The following is an 18,979-nucleotide window of genomic DNA, read 5'->3' as shown; positions in this document are numbered from 1 at the left end:
AACCAGGGAGGTGCAACTAATGTCAGTAATTTCAATGAAACAATTATTAGAAGCAGGTGTACATTTTGGACACCAAACAAGAAGATGGAATCCTAAGATGGCTCCATACATCTTTACAGAAAGAAATGGTATCTATATCATAGACTTACAAAAAACTGTAAAGAAGGTTGAAGAAGCATACAATTTCGTTAAAGAGGTTGCAACAAATAATGAGAAGGTATTATTTGTAGGAACTAAGAAACAAGCACAAGAGGCTATTGAACAAGAAGCTAAGAGATCTGGAATGTTCTATGTAAACCAAAGATGGTTAGGTGGAATGTTAACTAACTTTAAAACAATCAGAAAGAGAATTGATCGTTTACATGAGTTAACTAAGATGGAAGAAGAAGGTAAATTTGACGTTCTTCCTAAGAAAGAAGTAATTAAGTTAAAGCATGAGCAAGAAAAGTTAGAGAAATTCTTAGGTGGAATTAAAGATATGAATGAACTTCCAGGAGTGATTTTCGTAGTAGATCCAAGAAAAGAGAGAATTGCTGTTAAGGAAGCTCAAAGATTAGGAATTCCAGTAGTAGGTATTGTAGATACCAACTGCGACCCTGATGAAGTAGATTATGTAATTCCTGCTAATGACGATGCAATAAGAGCTGTTAAATTAATAGCTGCTAAAGTTGCAGATGCTATTATAGAAGGAAAGCAAGGGGAACAAATCGAAGAATAATATAATAAATGGGTAAGGGTAAAGAAAGGATTTATTCCTTACTTCTCTTACCTTTTTCTATATGACAAGGAGGAGTTTAAAATGGCTATTACGGCAGCTATGATAAAAGAATTAAGAGTTAGCACTGGTGCTGGAATGATGGATTGCAAAAAGACTTTAATAGAAGCAGACGGTGACATGGAGAGAGCAGTAGAACTTCTAAGAGAAAAGGGATTAGCTAAAGCAGCTAAGAAAGCTGGAAGATTAGCTTCTGAAGGTATTGTAGAATCTTACATCCATGGAGGAAGAATCGGAGTATTAGTAGAAGTAAACAGTGAAACTGACTTCGTTGCTAAAAATGACGAATTCAAGCAATTTGTTAAAGATGTAGCTATGCAAATTGCAGCATCAAATCCACAATACATATCAAGAGAAGAAGTACCTCAAGGAGAACTTGAAAAAGAAAAAGAAATATTAAGAAACCAAGCTTTAAATGAAGGTAAACCTGAAAAGATCGTAGATAAGATGGTTGAAGGAAGAATTGAAAAGCATTACAAAGAAATATGCTTATTAGAACAACCGTTTATTAAAGACTCTGACGTAACTGTTGGAGAGTTATTAACTGCTAAAATTGCAAAAATAGGTGAAAACTTATCTATTAGAAGATTTGCAAGATTTGAAGTTGGAGAAGGTTTAGAGAAAAAAGAAGAAAACTTTGCTGAAGAGGTTGCAAAACAAATAAATAAGTAATTAAAAACTTAAGATGGAGAACACAAATAGTGTTCTCCTTTTTACAAACATAGAAAATTATAAACTTATGAAAATTATGGATAAATATAATTTTCATTCTATATAATAAAATAACAAATTTTTTTTGTTCAAATATATGTATAGATTGAATATTGGTCATATTAAAGGGTTTTGTGAGTTTTTCTAGAATATTATAAACGGAGGTCATAGTAGTGAGTCCCAAATATAAAAGAATAATCTTAAAATTAAGTGGAGAAGCTTTAGCTGGAGAAAACGGCTTTGGCATAGATGGTAATACTGTTAGTGCTATAGCAAAGCAAGTAAAGGAACTACAGGAATTAGGCGTAGAAGTTGCTATAGTAGTAGGAGGAGGCAATTTCTGGAGAGGTAGAACTGGTGAAGGTATGGATAGAACCACAGCAGATTATATGGGAATGCTTGCTACTGTTATAAATGCTTTGGCTCTTCAAGATGCCCTAGAGGGTATAGATGTTCTTACAAGAGTGCAAACGGCTATAGAAATGAGACAAATTGCAGAACCATATATAAGAAGAAAAGCCGTTAGACATTTAGAAAAGGCAAGGGTTGTCATCTTTGCATCTGGTACGGGAAATCCATATTTTTCAACGGATACTACAGCAGCTTTAAGAGCAGCTGAAATTGAAGCAGAAGTAATACTTCTTGCTAAAAAGGTAGATGGAGTTTATGATTCAGATCCAAATATAAATAAAGATGCGAAAAAATTCGATGAGCTAAGTTACATAGATGTATTAAATAAGGGATTGGGAGTTATGGATTCTACTGCTACGTCCTTGTGTATGGATAATAAAATTCCTATATTAGTGTTTGGGTTAAATGAACCAGAAAACATTAAGAAGGCAATTTTAGGTGAACAAATAGGAACTTGTGTAAAATAAAGGAGGAATGAACATGATATTAGGAATTCATAAGGAATTAGAAGAAAAAATGCAAAAGACAATAAGAGTATACAAAGAAGACTTAAATGCAATGCGTGCAGGAAGAGCTAATCCAGCTTTATTAGACAAAATAATGGTTGACTATTATGGTTCAAGTACACCTCTTAAGCAAATTGCTAATGTATCTGCTCCAGAACCTAGAATGTTAGTTATTCAACCATATGACCAAACTGCTATATCAAGCATTGAAAAATCCATAACTCAATCTGAGTTAGGACTAAACCCTTCAAATGATGGAAAGATAATTAGATTGGCAATTCCTCAATTAACAGAAGAAAGAAGAAAAGATCTTATAAAGTTAGTTAAAAAGACTGCTGAGGGTTCTAAGGTAGCAATTAGAAATGAACGTAGAGATGCAAATGATAAATTAAAGAAATTACAGAAAAATGGAGAAATAACAGAAGACGATTTAAAGGGTGCAGAAGAGGAAGTGCAAAAGCTAACTAATAAATATATAGATGTTATTGATGAATTATTAAAGAAGAAAGAAAAGGAAATGATGGAGGTATAATAATTGGATAATCTCCAAATGCTTTTAGGATTTCAATTAGAAGAAGCTGTTAAAATTCTTGAAGGTAAGAAATTAAAATATTGTATTAATGAAACTTTTTCTCCGAAAGTTAAAGATAGAATAGGAGAAAGTAGAGTTATTAATATAAAAAATGAAAATAATATAATTGAATTAATAGTTAGTTATTTTTAACCCCCTATATTGGGGGTTAAAAATTATTAAATCAGGAGATGTGATTTATGAAGACGATAAAAAAAATATTTGCTTCTAAGGAAGAAGAAACTATCCAATTGGATATGGAAAATCTTCCGAGGCATATTGCCATTATCATGGATGGAAACGGCAGATGGGCTAAAAAAAGAGGCTTACCTAGAACTGCAGGCCATAAAGCAGGAATTGAAGCACTAAGAGAAGTTATAAAGGCTTCATCAGAATTGAAAATCGGTTTTTTAACTTTGTATGCTTTTTCAACAGAAAATTGGAAAAGACCAAAGGAAGAAGTTTCAGCTTTAATGAAACTATTAGTTTATTATTTGCAAAAAGAAGTAAAGGAATTGCATAAAAACAATGTGAGAATTAGAACCATTGGTAATATAGGCCAACTGCCTGAAGAAGCCATATCACAAATTGGGAAAGCAGTAGACTTAACAAAAAATAATAAGGGGCTTACAGTTAATATTGCTCTAAATTATGGTGGACGAGATGAGATTATAAGGGCTGTGAGAAATATATGTAAAGAAAATATAGAAGGGAATATATGTATAGAAAATATAGATGAAGAAAAATTTTCTACATATTTAGATACAGGCGACTCACCTGACCCGGATTTGTTAATAAGACCAAGCGGCGAATTGAGAACCAGCAATTTTCTTTTATGGCAACTTGCATATGCAGAATTTTGGTTTTCTAATATATATTGGCCCGATTTTAATAAAAAGCATCTATATACGGCTATTAAAGATTATCAAATGAGACATAGGAGATTCGGAGGTCTTAAATAAGGGTGGTGTAAATTGTGTTAACTAGGATAATATCAGCGTTAGTGGCAATTCCAATACTTCTATATGTGGTGTTTAAAGGAGACAACACATTGACAATAGGTGTACTAATTGTGTCAACTCTAGGAATTATAGAGTTTTTTAATGCATTTAATAACATTAAAATTAAACCATCAAAGAGTGTGGGTGTGATTAGTTGTTTATTGTTATTCATAATAAATATGTTTAGTTATGAACCTGTTAATTTCTTACCCCTATGGTTTTTTTCTATGGGACTTCTTGTTTTGATAAAAATGGTATTAGACAGCAAGTTTACTATTATGGACACGTTAGTTACTATAACAGGATTGTTTTATGTATCTTTTCTAATAAATCATATAGCTTTAATGACTAAGAATGTGAACTATGATAAATTCATTTGGCTCATTTTCATAGTAGCATGGGCTACTGATACTTGTGCATATTTTACAGGTTATTTATTTGGAAAGAATAAACTATGTCCTGACATTAGCCCTAAAAAAACAATAGAAGGTGCTATAGGAGGTATTTTTGGAAGTGTATTAGTAAGTGTTATATATTCTTATTATTTTATACCTAAATATGTGATTCATTTTGCTATAATAGGATTAATAGGAAGTATATTAGGACAAATAGGTGACTTGGTAGCATCTATGTTCAAAAGATATTGTGGAATTAAAGACTATGGAAAAATAATGCCTGGACATGGAGGCATATTAGATAGATTTGATAGCATACTATTTACAGCACCACTAGTTTATTATTATGTTACATTTATGCTGTAATATTAATAAAATAAGTTTGTATTATAAAAGAAAAATCAACTAATCTTCCTAAGTGCTATTAAAAAGTATTAGGAGATTAAGTTATATATTCATTAATAAATCCATAAGATAATTGAAAGGATGATCTAATGAAAAATATTAGCATTTTAGGTTCGACAGGCTCAATTGGAACGCAAGCATTAGATGTAGTTAGAAGCAACAAAGAAAAATTTAAAGTTGTTGGATTAACGGCAGGAAAGAATATAGAGTTATTAGAAAAGCAAATAAGAGAATTTAATCCAGAAATAGTAGCTGTTATGGATGAAGAAAAAGCTATAGAATTAAAAAGAAAAATTTCTCATATGGATGTGGAAATTTTCAGTGGCATAGAAGGTTTAAATGAAGTGGCTACAATAGAGTCAGCCCACGTAGTTTTAACATCAGTAGTGGGCATGGTAGGTCTAGTACCTACTATGAAGGCCATTGAGGCTAAAAAAGATATAGCACTAGCTAACAAAGAAACCCTAGTAACAGCTGGTAAGATAGTAATGGATGCGGCAAAGAAAAATAAAGTTAAAATATTGCCTGTAGATAGTGAACATAGTGCCATATTCCAATCTCTTTCTGGTTATGAGAACAAAGATATTAATAGGGTTATTTTAACTGCCTCAGGAGGTCCCTTTAGAGGATTAAAAAGGCAGGAGGTAAAAGATAAAAAAGTAAATGAAGCCTTAAAACATCCTAAGTGGAATATGGGTAAAAAAATCAGTATTGATTCAGCTACTTTAATGAATAAGGGCTTGGAAGTTATAGAGGCAAAGTGGCTATTTGATGTGGAGCCAGAACAAATAGAAGTGGTAGTACATCCACAAAGTATAATTCATTCTATGGTAGAATATAAGGATTCCTCCATAATATCTCAAATGGGCTATCCTGACATGAGAGTGCCAATACAATATGCACTAACTTATCCTGAGAGAATGGAAAATAACTATGAAAAAACAGATTTTTATAAAATAGGGCAACTTACTTTTGAAAAGGCAGATACACAAACTTTTCCTTGCTTAGAGCTGGCATATGAAGCTCTGAAAAAAGGAGGAAGTTATCCGGCCGTATTAAATGGTGCAAATGAAGAATTAGTAGAATTATATATACAAGACAAAATTAAATTTTATGATATCTCCGATACTATAAAAGAAGTGCTAGAAGTGCATGATCCTAAATATAATTTTAGTGTAAAAGATATTATCCAAATTGACAAATGGTCTAGAGAGTTTGTCAAAAATAAATTTAAAGGAGTGTAATTATGAAAACATTCATAGTTGCCGGTTTGGTTTTTGGCATGTTAGTACTTTTTCATGAATTTGGACATTTTAGTGTGGCTAAACTTGTGGGTATAAAGGTTCATGAATTTGCAATTGGTATGGGTCCTAAAATTCTTAGCTATAAGGGAGCAGAGACCAGGTACTCAGTGAGGATTTTTCCCATAGGAGGATATGTTAAAATGGAAGGAGAAGATGAACAGTCTTCTGACGTAAGAAGTTTTAACAATAAACCCCTATTGGCAAGACTTAGTGTCATATTAGCAGGGCCCCTAATGAACTTTGTACTGGCTGTTATATTATTCAGTATAATATTTTATTCAGTAGGATTTCCAACTACTACAATTGGAGAAACCACAAAGGATTTACCAGCTTATAAATCGGGTCTTCAAACTGGAGATAAAATACTAGCTATAGATGATAAAAAGGTAGGTACCTGGGATGAAATTGTTAAGAACATAAAGGAGTCAAATAAGGATAACATAAAAATATCATATGAACGAAATGATAAAAAAGAGCATGTATATATAACTCCCGTAATAAATAAAGAAGACAATAGAAGGATAATAGGTATAACACCTAGGTTTGAAAAATCAATTGTTAAATCTATTAAGTATAGCTTTGACAGAATAATTTTTATAATAGACGAAATGTTTAAGTTCTTTGGTAGACTATTTGCAGGTAAGGCATCATCTAGTGATGTGGTAGGACCTGTAGGTATAATTCACATAGTAGGTGAGGCTGCTAAAACTAACATATATAATGTATTATCTTTAGCAGCGTTAATAAGTATAAACTTAGGAATGGTTAATTTACTACCTATACCAGCCTTAGATGGAGGTAGAATAATATTTTTATTATTTGAGGGAATTAGTGGTAAGCCCATAGATCCAGAGAAAGAAGGTATGATTCATTTCACAGGGTTTATACTGTTAATGGGATTGATGCTTTTTATGGTATATAAAGACTTATTAAGATTTGTATTGTAATGAATAAGAAATTATATTGGGGATAACTATATTTTGAAGAGAGTTGAATAATATGAAAATAGATAGAAAAAGTACAAAAAAAATTAAGGTTGGAGAAGTTACCATTGGAGGTGACTCTCCTATTTTAATTCAATCAATGACTAATACGGATACAAGGGATGTATCAGCTACAGTAGATCAAATAAACAAATTAATAGAAGCAGGTTGTGAAATTGTTAGAATTGCCATACCTGATATGGAGGCTGCAAAGGCCGTTAAGGAAATAAAAAAACAAGTTAATATACCATTAGTTGCAGATATACATTTTGACTATAGGTTGGCATTAGAGTGTATAGACAATGGGATTGATAAACTAAGGCTTAATCCTGGTAACATAGGAAGTGTTGAGAGAGTAGAGATGGTAGTAAAAAAAGCTAAAGAGAAAAATATACCCATAAGAATCGGGGTAAACGGTGGTTCTTTAGATAAAAAAATATTAGATAAATATGGAAAGGTCACTGCAGAAGCTCTTGTGGAAAGTGCTCTAGACCATGTGGGCATTTTAGAAAAGTTAAACTTTAATGATATTATAATATCGTTAAAGGCATCAGATGTTAAATTGACACTAGATGCTTATAGGTTAATGTCTAGGAAAGTTGATTATCCATTGCATGTGGGAGTAACTGAAGCTGGAACCATATACAAGGGAACTATCAAGTCAGCCATAGGTATAGGAGCTCTGTTATTAGATGGAATAGGAGATACTATAAGAGTATCATTAACTGGAGATCCCGTAGAGGAAGTGAAGGTAGGAAAAGAAATATTAAGGTCGGCAGGAATAAGAAATTTTGGAATTAATATAATATCTTGTCCTACTTGTGGAAGATGCCAAATAAATTTAATAGATTTAGCTGGTAGAATTGAAAAAAAACTAGAAAATATTCAAAAGCCCATCTCGGTAGCCATAATGGGTTGTGCTGTAAATGGACCAGGAGAAGCTAGAGAAGCAGATATAGGTATAGCTGGTGGCAGTAATAGTGCCTTGTTATTTAAAAAAGGTGAAATAGTAGGAAAGATAGATGAGGACAAAGTGGAAGAGGTATTGCTGGAAGAGATAAGTAAGATGTAGGAGAAAGGAGAAAATAATTGCTTAGATTAAAGGAATTATCTAAGAAGTTCAATATAGATAAAGTAGAAAAAGATAATGTTGTAGTAGATAAGATTGTATATGATAAGAAAAATAAGAAATTAAATATAATAATAAATGCAGATGAGATAATAAAGAATGAATCATTAGATATATTAAAAGGGAATATACTAAAAGAACTAAACTTCATATCTCAGCTAAGTCTTAAAATGAAATATAATAATTTAAGCATAAAGGATAATATAAAATCCTATTGGCCGAATATAGTACATGCATTAAAGGATGAACACCCATCTATAGTAGCATGGTTAAATGAACCTAAAATAGAATTTAAAGATGAATATTTAAACATAATATTAGAAAATAATATGGGTATAGATTATTTAAAAAATAAAAGTATAGATTATTTTATTAAGCAAAATATAAAAAATGCCTTTGATGAAGATCTAAAAATACAATTTTTGATGAAAAATAATGATATAAAAGAATATTTGAAAGAAAAAGATGCCCAAACTCAATCTATGGTAAAGGATATGGTAGTGAGAGAAGAAAGATCCAGTTTTAAGTCCGATACAAAAAAAGATGAAGAAAACAATAGTATTGATTCTATTGGTAAAAAGATTACTGACGGAGAAGTTCCCACATATGAAATAACAGATGAGTCAGGAATGGTAGTTGTTAAAGGTGAGCTAATAGATGTGGAAATTAGAGAACTTAAAAGTGGTAAATTTTTATTTAATATGAGTATAACTGACTATAAGGGCACCATAGGAGTAAAATTATTTGTAAAAAAAGAAGATAAAGAGGGAACTGAAGCTTTATTTAAAAAAGGTCAGTTTTATAAAGTTAGAGGAGAAGCAAGATATGATACCTTCTCTAAAGAAGTAATTGTAATGGCTAGAGATGTGATGAGAAGTATACCTATAGATATACGTGAAGATTTTGAAAAGGAAAAAAGGGTAGAATTACATGCCCATACCCAAATGAGTTCTATGGATGGTGTAGTTTCTGCTTCAGCTTTAGTAAGTAGAGCTGCAAAGTGGGGGCATAAAGCCATTGCCATAACAGATCATGGTGTAGTGCAAGCCTTTCCAGAGGCCATGTCTGCCGCTAAGAAGAATAACATAAAGGTATTATATGGGGTAGAGGGATATTTAGCAGATGATGGAGAACCCATAGTTGTAAATCCTAATAATTTAGACTTAGATCAAACTTTTATAGTCTTTGATATAGAGACTACGGGTCTTTCAAGTAAGAATGATAAGATCACAGAAATTGGAGCTGTAAAGATTAAAGATGGTGAAGTGATAGATTCTTTTAATGAATTAATAAACCCACAAAAGCCTATTCCATCAAAAATCGTTGAACTCACTGGAATAACAAACGAAATGGTTAGGAACAAGCCAACTATAGAAGAAATACTCCCTAAATTCATGGAGTTTATTGAGGATTATCCAGTAGTTGCCCATAACGCAAGTTTTGATACTTCCTTTATAATAGAGAATTGTGAAAGAATAAATAAAGAATTCAATAACCCTATACTAGACACATTAAAACTTTCTAAAATATTATTGCCAAAGCTAAAGAGATACAGATTAAATGTAGTGGCTAAGGAATTGGGTATAAAATTAGTTAATCACCACAGGGCTGTTGACGATGCCAAGGCAACAGGGGAAATCTTTATAAAATTTTTAGACATGCTAAAGGAAAAGGATATAAATAGATTAGATGAGATAAATAAATTATATTCAGATTTAGTAGATGTGAAAAAACTAGACACTTATCATATTGTAATATTAGTTAAAAATTACAAAGGCCTTAAAAATTTATATAAGATAATATCAGAGGCCCATATGAAAAACTTTTATAAAAGGCCAAGAATAACAAAATCAATGCTATCAAGTATGAGAGAGGGACTCATAATAGGAACGGCATGTGAGGCAGGAGAACTATATAAGGCCATATTAAGTAACAAAAGTGAAAAGGAAATAGAGGAAATTGCTAAGTATTACGATTATCTTGAAATACAGCCTATTTGCAATAATACATTTTTAATAGAAAAGGGCCTTGTGGCAGACGAAGAAGAATTAAAAGATATTAATATAAAAATTGTGAACCTAGGAGAAAAGTTGAATAAGCCTGTTGTAGGAACAGGAGATGTACACTTTTTAGATCCTAAGGATGAAGTATATAGACGAATTTTAATGGCAGGTCAAGGATTTTCCGATGCTGATAAGCAAACACCCCTATATTTCAAAACTACTGAAGAGATGCTAGATGAGTTTAGTTATCTAGGGAAAGATATGGCAAAGGAAGTTGTCATAACCAATACTAATAAAATAGCAGATATGGTAGAATCAATACTTCCAATACCAGATGGTACTTTTCCTCCCATTATAGAAGGATCTGATGAGGATTTAAGGAATATGTGTTATGAAAAGGCTAAAAGAATTTATGGCGATCCTATTCCTGATATTGTAATAAAGAGACTTGATAGGGAGCTAAACTCTATTATTAGTAATGGATATGCAGTAATGTATATAATCTCACAAAAGCTTGTTACCAAATCTTTAGAGGATGGATATTTAGTAGGGTCAAGGGGATCTGTTGGTTCTTCATTTGTAGCTACTATGAGTGACATAACAGAAGTTAATCCATTGCCACCCCATTATGTGTGTCCAAAGTGTAAACACTCAGAGTTCATAACAGATGGTTCTATTGGTAGTGGAGCAGACCTTCCAGATAAGAATTGTCCTAAATGTGAAAGTGTATATATAAAAGATGGTCATGAGATCCCCTTTGAAGTATTCTTAGGATTTGAAGGAGATAAGGAACCTGATATAGATTTAAACTTTGCAGGAGAATATCAACCTACAGCCCATAAATATACGGAAGAACTATTTGGAGAAGGACATGTATATAGGGCAGGAACCATTGGTACAATTGCAGAAAAGACAGCATATGGTTTCGTAAAAAAATATCACGATGAAAGGGAAAAAATCGTAAACTTTAGAGAAATTGATAGATTGTCAAAGGGATGTACTGGAGTGAAAAGAACAACAGGACAACATCCAGGTGGAGTTATGGTTGTTCCTCACTATAAGGATGTATTTGATTTTTCTCCTATCCAATATCCTGCCAATGACAGTTCATCTGGAGTAATAACAATGCATTTTGATTATCACTCCATAAGTGGTAGAATACTTAAACTAGATATATTAGGTCACGATGTTCCCACTATTATTAGGATGCTTCATGATATAACAGGCATAGACCCAACCCATGTAGATTTAGGAGATAAGGAAACTATAAGTATATTTACTTCTCCGAAGGCTCTTAAGATACAAGATGAAGAGTTTAAGTGCGAAGTAGGAAGTCTTGGAGTACCAGAATTCGGGACTAAATTTGTAAGACAAATGCTTGTGGATACACAACCTACTACCTTTGCAGAACTAGTTCGAATAAGTGGATTATCCCATGGTACGGATGTGTGGTTGAATAATGCACAAGATTTAGTAAGGCAAAATATAGCACAATTAAAGGATGTTATATCTACTAGAGATGATATTATGAATTATCTCATATTAAAGGGACTTCCCCCTAAATCTGCCTTCAAAATAATGGAAAATGTTAGAAAGGGTAAGGGGTTATCAGAAGATGATGAAGAAATGATGATTGATAACAAAGTTCCTAATTGGTATATAGAATCATGTAAAAAGATAAAATATATGTTCCCTAAAGCTCATGCTGTTGCATATGTTATGATGTCCTTTAGATTGGCATATTTTAAAGTTCACCATCCATTGGCTTTTTATGCCACTTACTTTACTATAAAAGCATCTGATTTTGATGCAGAATTAGTTAGTAAAGGAAAGGAAACTATAAGAGAAAAAATAAAAGAATTGGAGAACATGCCCAATAACCTTACCCAAAAGGAAAAAGACTTACTCACAGTGTTAGAGGTAGTAGATGAAATGTATTCAAGGGGCTTTGACTTTAAAAGGGTGGATATATACAAATCCCATTATAGTAAATTTCAAATAGAAGATGAAAAATTACTACCACCATTAATTGCACTTCAAGGGGTTGGGGAAAATGCAGCAAAGAGTATATATGAATGTAAAGATGATGGAGAATTTATTTCCATGGAAGACCTAAGGACGAGAGCTAAGGTTACTAAGACTGTAATAGAAACATTAAGGATTCATGGATGTTTAAAGGGATTACCAGAAACAAATCAGTTAAGTTTATTTTAAAAGTTATATATTAATGAAAAATAATCTGATAATTCTTTAATCCATATTAAACTGTATTTTAGGCTTGCGTCACTATTTCATATGTGATATCATTAAAACGATAATCATATAATTTTCTGTTAAAAAGAGTGGGAAAAACCCACTCTTTGCATTTATTAAGAAAGCATAGAGAATAATATATTAAAACTTTTATAAAAATATGTATATAGCAATAAAACAAAGGAGGGATATTATGTCAAAGAAGCGTACTGTAGAAATCGTAGAAGAATTGGCTATTCCTATCATAGAAGAAAATAAATTTGAGTTAGTTGATGTAGAATTTGTAAAAGAAGGCCCACATTGGTTTTTAAGATTATACATAGATAAAGATGGAGGAATAGGATTAGACGATTGTCAGCTGGTAAGTGAGAAAATAAGCAAAAAGTTAGACGAAGTAGATCCTATAGAGCATAATTATTATTTAGAAGTATCTTCACCAGGAATAGATAGACCACTTAAAAAAGATAAGGATTTTGAAAAATACAAGGGTGAACAAATTGAAGTGTTTTTATATGCTCCTTATGAAGGGAAAAAAGTTCTTCAAGGTGAATTGTTAGGACTAGAAAATAATGAGATTAATATAAAGGATGAAAATAACAATATAATTAAGATAGAAAGAAGCAAAGTATCTAAAGTTAAATTAGCAGTTATTTTCTAAATTAAGGAGGTGTGGCAAATGAATGCAGACTTTATTGACGCATTAGAGCAAATTGAGAAAGAAAAGGGCATATCTAAGGAAATATTAATAGATGCTATAGAAGCTGCATTAATCTCTGCTTATAAAAGAAACTATGGAACGTCACAGAATGTTAAGGTGTACATAAATAGGGAAACAGGCGAGGTTAGGGTTTATTCAGCTAAGAGTGTAGAGGAAATTGTAGAAGATGATTTACTGCAAATCAGTCTAGAGGAAGCAAAGGAAATTGATAGAAATTATGAAGTTGGAGATATGATTGAAAGAGAAGTTACGCCAAAGAACTTTGGTAGAATAGCGGCTCAAACGGCTAAACAAGTAGTAGTACAAAGAATTAGAGAAGCTGAAAGAGGTATTATATACGATGAATTTGTAAACAAGGAAAGTGAAATTGTAACTGGTATTATACAAAGAATGAGTAAAGGAAATGTATATATTAACCTAGGTAAGGCAGAGTCTATTTTGTCCCCTACAGAGCAAATACCGGGAGAAGCTTACAATCATAATGAAAGAATAAAAACATATATTGTAGAAGTTAAAAAGACTACAAAGGGACCACAAATCTTAGTATCTAGAACACATCCAGGATTAGTTAAAAGGTTATTTGAACTAGAAGTACCTGAAATTCACGATGGTGTTGTAGAAATTAAGAGTATTTCTAGAGAAGCAGGTTCTAGAAGTAAAATTGCTGTATATTCTCACGATGAAAATGTAGATCCAGTGGGAGCATGTGTAGGGCACAAGGGTGTAAGAGTGCAAACTATTGTGAACGAGTTAAAAGGTGAGAAGATTGATATTATAAAATGGAGTGAAAATCCTGAAGAGCTTATAGCAAGTTCATTAAGTCCATCAAAGGTATTGAAGGTAATAGCTAATGAAGAAGAAAAAACAGCTCTAGTTGTAGTTCCTGATTATCAATTATCTTTAGCAATAGGAAAAGAAGGGCAAAATGCTCGATTAGCCGCAAAACTTACAAACTGGAAGATAGATATTAAAAGTGAATCACAATATAATGAATCTTTAGAAATATAATCAAGGAGGTATACTATGGTAAGAGCGAAAAAGATTCCTCTTAGACAATGTCTTGGTTGTATGGAAAGTAAGCCTAAGAAAGAATTAATTAGAGTTGTAAAATCAAAGGATGGTCAAATAAGTATAGACAAAACAGGTAAATTAGCTGGAAGAGGCGCATATATATGTGATGATATTGAATGTTTTAATAAACTTAAGAAAAAAAGAGGTTTAAATAGGGCATTTAGTCAAGAAATTTCAGAAAAAATATATGAACAACTATGTGGAGAGATAAGAAGAGATGAAAAATAAAATTTATTCTATGCTGGGTTTAGCACAAAGGTCAGGAAATCTCATGACTGGAGAAGACACTTGTCTAATGTACATAAAAAAAGGAAAAATAAACTTAGTCATTGTGACAAATGACTCTTCAGAAAATACTAAAAAGAAATTTAAAGATGCATGTGCATATAGAAATATTAAATTTTTAGTATATGGAGAAAAAGAAGAACTTTCCCATGCCATTGGAAAGTATAATAGGGCGGTTTATGCAGTTAGTGATAAGGGTTTTTCAGAAAAAATATGTTCTCTCATAGAAACCAATTAATAGCCTAAATAAATTTGGGGGTGAATGCATATGTCAAAAACTAGGGTATATCAATTAGCTAAAGAATTAGACATATCAAGCAAAGAACTTATAAGTAAATTAGAAGAGTATGATGTGGAAGTAACAAACCATATGAGTACTTTAGAAGACGATATAATAGAAATTATTAAAGAACTTTACAAATCTAATGAAGGAAAAAGTGAAAGTATGGATTCTACAGAAGATGAAAATGCAATCGGATTACCAGAGAGTATTTCTGTAAAGGATTTTTGTGATAAAATCGGTAAAACAGTTACTGATGTTATGACTAAGTTAGTGTCTATGGGTGTATTTGCAACCATAAACCAAGAAATAGATTTTGAAACGGCTGAAGCTCTTGCTTTAGAATTTAATATAGATGTTAAATTAGAAGGTGCAGAGGAAGAAGAAGCAGAATATGGAATTGAGGATTTTGAAGATGATCCAAAAGATTTAAAAGATAGACCACCGGTTATAACTGTTATGGGTCATGTTGACCATGGAAAAACATCTCTTTTAGATGCTATTAGAGAGACTAATGTAACTGCCAGAGAAGCAGGTGGAATTACTCAGCATATAGGTGCATCAGAGGTATATGTGGATGGTAAGAAAATTGTATTCTTAGATACACCAGGACATGAGGCCTTTACGTCTATGAGAGCTAGAGGAGCTAGTCTTACAGATATAGCTATACTAGTTGTAGCGGCAGATGATGGAGTTATGCCACAGACTAAAGAGGCTATAAACCATGCTAAGGCTGCAGGGGTACCAATAATTGTTGCTATAAATAAAATGGATAAACCAGGATCTAATCCGGACAGGGTAAAGCAAGAATTATCTGAACATGGAGTTTTAGTTGAGGATTGGGGTGGAGACACTATTTCTGTTCCAGTATCTGCCCTTAAAGGTGAAGGAATTGACAATCTTTTAGAAATGATAGTATTGGCAGCAGAGATGCAAGAATTAAAAGCTAATCCTAATAGATTAGGTGCTGGAGTTGTAATTGAAGCCAAACTTGACAAGAGCAGAGGTCCTGTAGCTACTGTTTTAGTTCAAAAGGGTAACTTAAAGGTTGGAGATCCTATTGTAGCAGGTGCTTCTTTTGGTAGAGTTAGAGCCATGATAAATGACAAGGGTAAGAACATTAAAAAGGCCAATCCATCAACTGCAGTTGAAATATTAGGACTATCAGATGTTCCAAATGCAGGAGATACTTTTAATGCTGTTAAAAGCGATAAGCTTGCAAGACAAATTGGAGAAAAGAGAAAGGCTAAATTTAGAGAAGCTAACTTAAACTCTACTACAAAAGTATCATTAGAAGATTTATTTATGCATATTCAAGAAGGTGAAGTTAAAGAACTGAACATAATTGTAAAAGCAGATGTTCAAGGTTCTGTTCAGGCTGTAAAACAATCATTAGCTAAATTATCTAATGATGAAGTTAAAATAAACATGATTCATGGTGGCGTAGGTACTGTTACTGAATCAGACATTTTGCTAGCTTCAGCTTCTAATGCTATTATAATAGGATTCAATGTAAGACCGTCTTCGGCAGTATCTAGCATGGCTGAAAGAGAAAGTGTAGATGTAAGAATTTACAGAGTTATCTATGAAGCTATAGAAGATGTGCAAAAGGCAATGAAAGGTATGTTAGACCCAGAGTTTAAAGAAGTTGTTATAGGAAAATCAGAAGTAAGGGCAACATTTAAAGTACCTAACATTGGAACTATAGCAGGGGCATATGTAAAAGAAGGTAAGATGGCAAGAAATGCGAAGATGAGATTAGTAAGAGATGGAATCGTAATCTTTGAAGGAGATGTATCATCCCTTAAGAGATTTAAAGATGATGCTAAGGAAGTTCAAACTGGATATGAATGTGGTATAGGTATTGCAAACTATAATGACCTTAGAGAAGGCGATATTATAGAAGCGTATATTATAGAAGAAATTAAAAGAGACTAGTAAAGAAGGGTGATAAAAAATGGGGTATATGAGAGCTAATAGGATAGCTGGAGAAATAAAAAAGATAGTTAGCCAAATGATAATGAATGAACTTAAAGACCCTAGGATTTCTTCACTAACTAGTATTGTAGAGGTAAAAGTAACACGTGATTTAAGATATGCTAATATATATGTTAGTGTATTTGGAAATGAGAAGGAAAGAGAGTCAACACTAAAAGCATTAAATAATTCTAGTGGATTTGTCAGAAGGGAAATTGGGAAACAACTGAAGTTAAGATATACACCAGAGCCAATTTTTGAGAATGACAATTCAATTGAAAATGGAATGTATATATCTGGATTGATAAAAAAAGTCAATGATGATGGTGCTGATAATGAGTAATAGTTTACTTAAGATTATAGATGTGATAAAAGAATCTAATAAAATTATAATTCTTCCTCATATTATGCCTGATGGTGATACTATAGGTTCGTCTATGGCCCTGTGTTTAGCCCTTAAAAGGTTAGGCAAGGATGTTAAAATTATAGTAGATGAACCTTTACCTGACAATATAAAATTTATTGAATTTGAAGCGATAGATGAACATGTAAACGAATTTCAATATGATTTATGTATTGCTATAGATTGTAGTGATACGGAAAGACTAGGAAATAGAAGACGATATCTTAATGGATGCACAATTAACATTGATCATCATATTACTAATAACTTTTATGGTAAATATAATTTGGTTAATCCAAAGGCTGCGGCCACTGGTGAGATAATATATGACCTTATTAAAGCTTTAAATGTAGATATGGATAAAAAAATAGCTACTTGTATTTATACTGCTTTGTCAACAGACACGGGCAGTTTTAAATATGATAACACCACATCTAAGACCCATAGAATTGTAGCAGAATTAATTGAAACTGGAATAAGTGTCAATTCCATAAATGTGGAATTATACCAAAATAAGCCAATAAATAAGGTGAAACTATTAAAAGATGTTATAAATACTATAAAATTTTACTATGATGGGAAAGTATCCATTATGCATGTGACACAAAAGATGCTAGCAAATAATAAAATGGCCCTATCTGATACAGATGGATTGATTGAAATTGGAAGAGATATATGGGGCGTAGAAGTAAGTATATTATTAAAAGAACTAGAAGAAAAAAAGGTTAAGGTAGGGCTCAGGTCTAAATACGATGTGGATGTAAGTAAAATTGCAGAGATATTCGGTGGTGGGGGCCATAAGAAAGCAGCTGGTTGTTTAATTAATGATAGTATTAAAAAGGTTAATGAAATCATAATAGACAATATAGAAGAATATTTGTAGGTGATATAGTGAATGGAATTATAAATATACTAAAGCCTCCTAATATGACCTCACATGATGTGGTCGGATTAATAAGAAGAACATTAAAAATAAAAAAAGTAGGCCATACAGGAACACTAGATCCAATGGCATGTGGGGTTTTACCTATATGTGTAGGGCAGGCTACGAAGGTAAGTCAATATCTACTTAATGATAGAAAAAAATACAGATGTGAAATGGTTTTAGGATCTAATACAGATACACAAGATAGATGGGGAACTATAGTTCATGAAAGACCTGTGAATGTGGATGAAGAACAAATACTTGGAGTTTTTGAAGAATTTAAAGGTGAAATTCTTCAAACGCCTCCTATGTATTCGGCTTTAAAAAAAGATGGCAGGAAATTATATGAATTAGCTAGGGAAGGTAAAACTGTAGAAAGAAAAAGTAGGAAAATATACATATATAATATTGAAGTTATTAGAATTTTAGGTAACAATATATTATTTGATGTGGAGTGTTCTAAGGGAACCTATGTTAGAACCATATGTGAAGATGTGGGAAACAAACTTGGGTGTGGGGCACATATGACCTTTCTTTTAAGAACTCAAACAGGTGGTTTCCATTTAGAAGATACAGTTACGATAGAAGATATAGAGAGATTATCTATAGAAGAATTAGAAAAAGAGTTCTATCCCCTAGATTACCCAATACAATCTTTTCCTAAGGTACTAGTACATGACTGGGCTGAGAGATTTCTTTTAAATGGTAATACCATATATATGAAAAATATAAAAGAAAATGATGAATTGAAAGAAGATGACCTAGTAAGAATGTATAGTAAAGATAAGTTTATAGCCATAGGAAGAGTAAAAAAAGATAAGGACAATAATGTATATATTGATACAGATAGAGTATTTCATTAAAGGGGCAACA

19 protein-coding genes are annotated in these 18,979 nt (G+C 32.1%); all 19 read left to right on the top strand.

The genetic code is table 11. The features are described 5' to 3' along the window. Positions 1-19 precede the first annotated feature (19 nt). On the top strand, positions 20-718 hold the full coding sequence (rpsB, locus tag CCE28_RS02085; RefSeq protein WP_095130460.1) for a 30S ribosomal protein S2: 699 nt from the start codon (positions 20-22) through the stop codon (positions 716-718). Positions 719-799: 81 nt separating this feature from the next. Next, a complete protein-coding gene (tsf, locus tag CCE28_RS02080; protein ID WP_095130458.1) occupies positions 800-1,447 on the top strand; it encodes a translation elongation factor Ts in 648 nt (215 codons plus the stop codon). Positions 1,448-1,653: 206 nt separating this feature from the next. Continuing rightward, a complete protein-coding gene (gene pyrH, locus CCE28_RS02075; RefSeq protein ID WP_095130456.1) occupies positions 1,654-2,364 on the top strand; it encodes a UMP kinase in 711 nt (236 codons plus the stop codon). A 13-nt stretch (positions 2,365-2,377) separates the two neighbouring features. Then, positions 2,378-2,935 carry a ribosome recycling factor gene (gene frr / locus CCE28_RS02070; protein ID WP_095130454.1) on the top strand — a complete coding sequence of 186 codons (558 nt, stop codon included), beginning with the start codon at positions 2,378-2,380 and terminating at the stop codon, positions 2,933-2,935. 3 nt (positions 2,936-2,938) lie between these two features. Further along, positions 2,939-3,127 (top strand): hypothetical protein, encoded by a 189-nt coding sequence (locus tag CCE28_RS02065; protein WP_095130452.1) that lies wholly within the window; start codon positions 2,939-2,941, stop codon positions 3,125-3,127. A gap of 47 nt (positions 3,128-3,174) precedes the next feature. Continuing rightward, the gene (locus CCE28_RS02060) at positions 3,175-3,936 is read left to right on the top strand and encodes an isoprenyl transferase (protein WP_095130450.1); all 762 of its coding nucleotides are present in this window, start codon (positions 3,175-3,177) and stop codon (positions 3,934-3,936) included. Positions 3,937-3,950: 14 nt separating this feature from the next. Next, complete coding sequence (locus tag CCE28_RS02055) at positions 3,951-4,736, top strand: phosphatidate cytidylyltransferase (protein ID WP_095130448.1); 786 nt, start codon at positions 3,951-3,953, stop codon at positions 4,734-4,736. A 128-nt stretch (positions 4,737-4,864) separates the two neighbouring features. After that, positions 4,865-6,019 (top strand): 1-deoxy-D-xylulose-5-phosphate reductoisomerase, encoded by a 1,155-nt coding sequence (locus CCE28_RS02050; RefSeq protein ID WP_095130446.1) that lies wholly within the window; start codon positions 4,865-4,867, stop codon positions 6,017-6,019. 2 nt (positions 6,020-6,021) lie between these two features. Beyond that, complete coding sequence (gene rseP / locus CCE28_RS02045; RefSeq protein ID WP_095130444.1) at positions 6,022-7,026, top strand: RIP metalloprotease RseP; 1,005 nt, start codon at positions 6,022-6,024, stop codon at positions 7,024-7,026. Between the two features lie 52 nt (positions 7,027-7,078). Further along, positions 7,079-8,134: a flavodoxin-dependent (E)-4-hydroxy-3-methylbut-2-enyl-diphosphate synthase gene (gene ispG / locus CCE28_RS02040; protein WP_095130442.1), complete on the top strand. Its 1,056-nt coding sequence runs from the start codon at positions 7,079-7,081 to the stop codon at positions 8,132-8,134. A gap of 17 nt (positions 8,135-8,151) precedes the next feature. After that, positions 8,152-12,408, top strand: coding sequence for a PolC-type DNA polymerase III (locus tag CCE28_RS02035; protein ID WP_095130440.1), 4,257 nt, complete (start codon positions 8,152-8,154; stop codon positions 12,406-12,408). A 232-nt stretch (positions 12,409-12,640) separates the two neighbouring features. Beyond that, on the top strand, positions 12,641-13,105 hold the full coding sequence (gene rimP / locus CCE28_RS02030) for a ribosome maturation factor RimP (protein ID WP_095130438.1): 465 nt from the start codon (positions 12,641-12,643) through the stop codon (positions 13,103-13,105). 18 nt (positions 13,106-13,123) lie between these two features. Beyond that, complete coding sequence (nusA, locus tag CCE28_RS02025) at positions 13,124-14,173, top strand: transcription termination factor NusA (protein WP_095130436.1); 1,050 nt, start codon at positions 13,124-13,126, stop codon at positions 14,171-14,173. A gap of 15 nt (positions 14,174-14,188) precedes the next feature. After that, entirely contained in the window at positions 14,189-14,464 is a 276-nt protein-coding gene (gene rnpM / locus CCE28_RS02020; RefSeq protein WP_095130434.1) for an RNase P modulator RnpM, read from the top strand. Further along, the gene (locus CCE28_RS02015; protein WP_095130432.1) at positions 14,454-14,759 is read left to right on the top strand and encodes a L7Ae/L30e/S12e/Gadd45 family ribosomal protein; all 306 of its coding nucleotides are present in this window, start codon (positions 14,454-14,456) and stop codon (positions 14,757-14,759) included. The genes rnpM and CCE28_RS02015 overlap by 11 nt, the downstream gene beginning before the upstream one ends. A gap of 30 nt (positions 14,760-14,789) precedes the next feature. Further along, positions 14,790-16,739 carry a translation initiation factor IF-2 gene (gene infB / locus CCE28_RS02010; RefSeq protein ID WP_095130430.1) on the top strand — a complete coding sequence of 650 codons (1,950 nt, stop codon included), beginning with the start codon at positions 14,790-14,792 and terminating at the stop codon, positions 16,737-16,739. A 19-nt stretch (positions 16,740-16,758) separates the two neighbouring features. Then, positions 16,759-17,121 (top strand): 30S ribosome-binding factor RbfA, encoded by a 363-nt coding sequence (gene rbfA, locus CCE28_RS02005; protein WP_095130428.1) that lies wholly within the window; start codon positions 16,759-16,761, stop codon positions 17,119-17,121. Continuing rightward, on the top strand, positions 17,114-18,064 hold the full coding sequence (locus CCE28_RS02000) for a DHH family phosphoesterase (protein WP_176461602.1): 951 nt from the start codon (positions 17,114-17,116) through the stop codon (positions 18,062-18,064). Before rbfA ends, CCE28_RS02000 begins: the two co-directional genes overlap by 8 nt. Before the next feature lie 8 nt (positions 18,065-18,072). Further along, a complete protein-coding gene (gene truB, locus CCE28_RS01995) occupies positions 18,073-18,969 on the top strand; it encodes a tRNA pseudouridine(55) synthase TruB (RefSeq protein ID WP_095130424.1) in 897 nt (298 codons plus the stop codon). Positions 18,970-18,979 lie beyond the last annotated feature (10 nt).

The organism is Anaeromicrobium sediminis (assembly GCF_002270055.1).
In the GTDB taxonomy this organism is placed as follows: Bacteria; Bacillota; Clostridia; order Peptostreptococcales; family Thermotaleaceae; genus Anaeromicrobium; species Anaeromicrobium sediminis.
Note: the sequence above shows the minus strand (reverse complement) of the source record. Positions and strands in the feature narration are given on the sequence as shown.